The following is a 3,652-nucleotide window of genomic DNA, read 5'->3' on the forward strand; positions in this document are numbered from 1 at the left end:
CGCTGCGTCAGTTCAACTACTGCTCGATCATGATGGGGGCGGCACCGATGCCCGGCGACTTCCCGGACCGCGCCAGCCTCGAACGCTGCGCCGAAGGGCTTGCGCGGCTCAACTCGCTCGCCGGTGACCAGTTCAACCAAGGCCTGCGCGCGTACTACTTCGGGCTGGCGGTGATGAGCTGGCTGATCCATCCGCTGCTGTTCGCGCCGGTATCGGTGCTGACCGTCGCGGTGCTGTACCGGCGCGAGTTCAACTCGACGACGCTCGATGCGCTCGCCTACCAGTACGAGGCCGAATCGTGAACGCGCTGCCGATGAGTCCTGTGCGTCCTGCCGCCGCCGGGCAGCAGGGCAGCGAACACCCCTGGACTGACAACCTGATCCTCGCCGTGCTGGTGTTCGCCGGCGGCTGGATCGCGGCGCGCGTGCCGATGCCGGGCGGGCTGCCGCTGCCGTTCTGGCCGCCGGCCGGCGTCGTGCTCGCCGGCCTGCTCTGCTTCGGCCGGCGGGCGCTGCCGGGGCTGGTCATCGGCACGCTGCTGCTGTTCTACGACCTCGCGCACTACCAGTGGCGGCCGCTGCCGATCCTGATCGCCGCTGCCGGCCTGCTCGCGCAGGGCGCTGCCGGTGCCTGGCTGGTGCGGCGCTGGCAGGGCGGGGCGCAGCCGTATACGCGGGCGCGCGACTTCGGCCTGTTCCTGCTGCTCGGCGGCCTGCTGCCGTCGGTGCCCGGCAGCGGCGCCTGGCTGGCCGGTTTCGGCCTGTCGCTGTCGCTGTACTGGCCGACCGCGATCCTCGCGCAGCTCTCCGGCGTCGCGATCGTTGCGCCGATCGTGTTCGCCTGGGCCTTGCGCGCGCAGCCGGCCTGGCAGGGGCGCCTGCGCAGCGTCGCGCTGCCGCTGGTGCTGATCACCGCGCTGCTGGTGGCGCTGCTCAATCCGCTGCTCGGGCCGATGGATTCCGATACCCGTGAGCTGCTGCGCGTTGCACATGTGCACGCGGCCTGGTGGCTGATGAGCGCAGGTCTGGTCGTCTGCGGGCTGATGGCCGTGCTGCTGCTGCAGCTGACGGCGCGCTCGGCGGCGGTGCGGGCGCTGGTCGAGCAGCGCACGGCCGAGCTGGAGCGCGCCAACGCCGAGCTGGCGCGCGAGATCGACGTGCGCAAGCGCACCGAGCTGCGCCTGCGCGAGGCCATGGAGGAGGCCGCCTCGGCCGGCCGGCTGAAGAACGAATTCCTCGGCAACATGAGCCACGAGCTGCGCACGCCGCTGAACGCCGTGATCGGCATGACCGAACTCGCGCTCGATGCCGAGCTGCCGGGCGAGGTGCGCGCCTATCTCGAAGCCGCACGCTCCGGGGCCGGCGAACTGCTGACGCTGATCGACGGCATGATCGACTTCTCGCAGATGAGCCGCGGCGGCCTGCAGATCGAGGCGACGCGCTACCGGCTGCGCCAGTTGCTGGCCGGGCCGCTGAAGGCGGCCGGCGAGCGGGCGCGCGCCAAGGGTCTGGTGTTCCAGGTGCGCATCGAGGACGCGCTGCCGGAGCTGCTGATCGGCGATCCGGGGCGGCTGCGCCAGATCGTGCAGCACCTGACCGACAATGCCGTGAAGTTCACCGCGCACGGCAGCATCGAGGTACGCGTCGGCGAACTGCCGGGCACGATCGGGGCACGGCTGCTGTCGATCGAGATCGTCGACACTGGCATCGGCGTGCCCGAGGACCATCGCGAGGCGATCTTCGATCCCTTCCATCAGGTCGATGCCTCGACGACGCGCCGCTTCGGCGGCGCCGGCATGGGCCTGTCGATCTGCCGCCAGCTCGCGCGGCTGATGGGCGGCGAGCTCGAACTCGCCGAGAGCACCGAGGGGCGCGGCAGCCGCTTTGCGCTGACGCTGCCGCTGCGCGATCGCGAGCCGGTCGCCGGCGAAACCCCGAGCGCCCTGGTCGTCGCCGATGCGATCGGCAACCGCCGCATGCTGACCGAGGTGATGAGCAAGCAGGGCCTCGCGGTCATCACCGCCAGCGATGCCGCCGAGGGCCTGGCGCTGCTCGAACGCGGCCGCGTCGACGGCCAGCCCTACCGGCTGCTGCTGATCGACATCGACGAGAGCGTCGAGCACGCCTTCCGGATGGTGCGCACGCTGCGCGAGCTTCAGGGCGCAGCGGCGCCGTCGATCTTCATCCTGACCGGGCACGGCATCCGCGGCGATGCGGCGCGCTCGCGCGAACTCGGCGTTGCCGCCTATCTGACCAAGCCGGTGACGCCGGCGGAGCTGCGCGAGGCGGTGGCGATCGTGCTGGCCGGACCGGGTTTCGATGCGCTGGTCACGCGCCATTCGCTGCGCGAGCGGCGCATGGCCACGCCGCTGATCCTCGGTGTCGGCGTCGATGCACATCCGCGCGAACTGGTCGCCGCGCTGGAGGAACACGGCTGCCGGGCGACTGCAGTGTGTTCGGCACCGTCGTTGCGCACGCTCTGCGCCGAGCGCGAGGTCGAGGCGATCGTGCTCGACTGGGATGCGCCCGAGCTGCATGCGCCCGAAGTCGTCGAGGCCCTGCTCGAACGCGAGCACCTCGGCCGGCACCGGCCGCGCATCATCGCCTGCGCGGTCACGGCGCTCGAGGTGCCGGGCGTCGACATCTGGCTGCCGGCGCCGCTGGAGCTGCCGGCGCTGCTCGCGGCCCTCGGCCGGGCACCGGCCCGGGCCGGGATGCCGGAGCGGGAACTGTCCTGAACGGAGAACCGTAGCAATGAAAGCCTTTCAGCCTGATGTCCGTCGCCGCTGCCGTCCGTTCGCGCTGGCTTCCCTCGGGATCGCGCTGCTGCTCGGGGGCTGCGTGCAGCCGAACTATGGCCCGACCTACTACGGTGGCTATCAGACGCGCATGACGCAGACCGTGCAGTTCGGCGTCGTCGAAGGCGTGCGCCCGGTCGTGATCGCCGATCGCTACAACAGCGGCGTCGGCGCCCTCACCGGGGCCGCGATCGGCGGCATCGCCGGCAGCGCCATCGGTCAGGGCCGCGGGGCGGCGATCGCGGCGATCGGTGGCGCGCTGCTCGGCGGGCTCGCCGGCAACGCCATCGAGGGGCAGTCCGCGGCCCAGACCGGCCTGGAGATCACCGTGCGCCTCGACAGTGGTCGCATCGTCGCGATCACGCAGGGCGCCGGCGAACCGTTCTACCGCGGCGACCGCGTGCGCGTGCTGAGCGCGCCGGATGGCAGCGCGCGCATCTCGCACTGACGCCGCCCGCCCCGGAGACGCGCGCCCTTGTCCGTCGCCCATTCCCCGCAACGTCCGGCCACCCGCGCGCTGCCGGTCTGGCTGTGGCGCGCCTACCTGCGCGGTGCGCTGTGGCCGCTGCTGCTGATCGAGCTGCTGTTGTTCGGACTGGCCTGCGTGATCGGCTTCACGGCCAGCCAGATGCTCGATGCCGCCTGGGAGGCCCGCGTGCGGGCGGCACTGGCGTTGCAGGCCGACCTGGAGGCCCGGGCGCTGGCGCAGCGCCTCGCCGGCATCGCCGACACCGCAGCCCTGCTCGCCGATCGGGCGACGGCCACGGAAACCGCGGAGCCGGATCGCTGGCTTGGCCGGCTGCTGGCACGCGAACCGGCGCTCGCCGGCCTGCAACTGCTCGATGACGGCGCTGC

3 protein-coding genes and 1 pseudogene are annotated in these 3,652 nt (G+C 72.2%); all 4 read left to right on the forward strand.

Features of this window, described 5'->3' with window-relative positions:
• Positions 1–302 (forward strand): DUF599 domain-containing protein (locus PKE44_RS08820; protein ID WP_324550196.1); only part of this gene is annotated, 302 nt, incomplete at its 5' end.
• Between the two features lie 11 nt (positions 303–313).
• Positions 314–2,737 carry an ATP-binding protein gene (locus PKE44_RS08825; protein WP_324550198.1) on the forward strand — a complete coding sequence of 808 codons (2,424 nt, stop codon included), beginning with the start codon at positions 314–316 and terminating at the stop codon, positions 2,735–2,737.
• Between the two features lie 16 nt (positions 2,738–2,753).
• On the forward strand, positions 2,754–3,245 hold the full coding sequence (locus tag PKE44_RS08830; RefSeq protein WP_324550200.1) for a glycine zipper 2TM domain-containing protein: 492 nt from the start codon (positions 2,754–2,756) through the stop codon (positions 3,243–3,245).
• Positions 3,246–3,272: 27 nt separating this feature from the next.
• A pseudogene (locus PKE44_RS08835) lies at positions 3,273–3,652 on the forward strand (hypothetical protein); the annotation flags it as partial.

Origin of the sequence: Plasticicumulans sp. (assembly GCF_035331805.1) — a bacterium.
GTDB lineage: Bacteria > Pseudomonadota > Gammaproteobacteria > Competibacterales > Competibacteraceae > Plasticicumulans.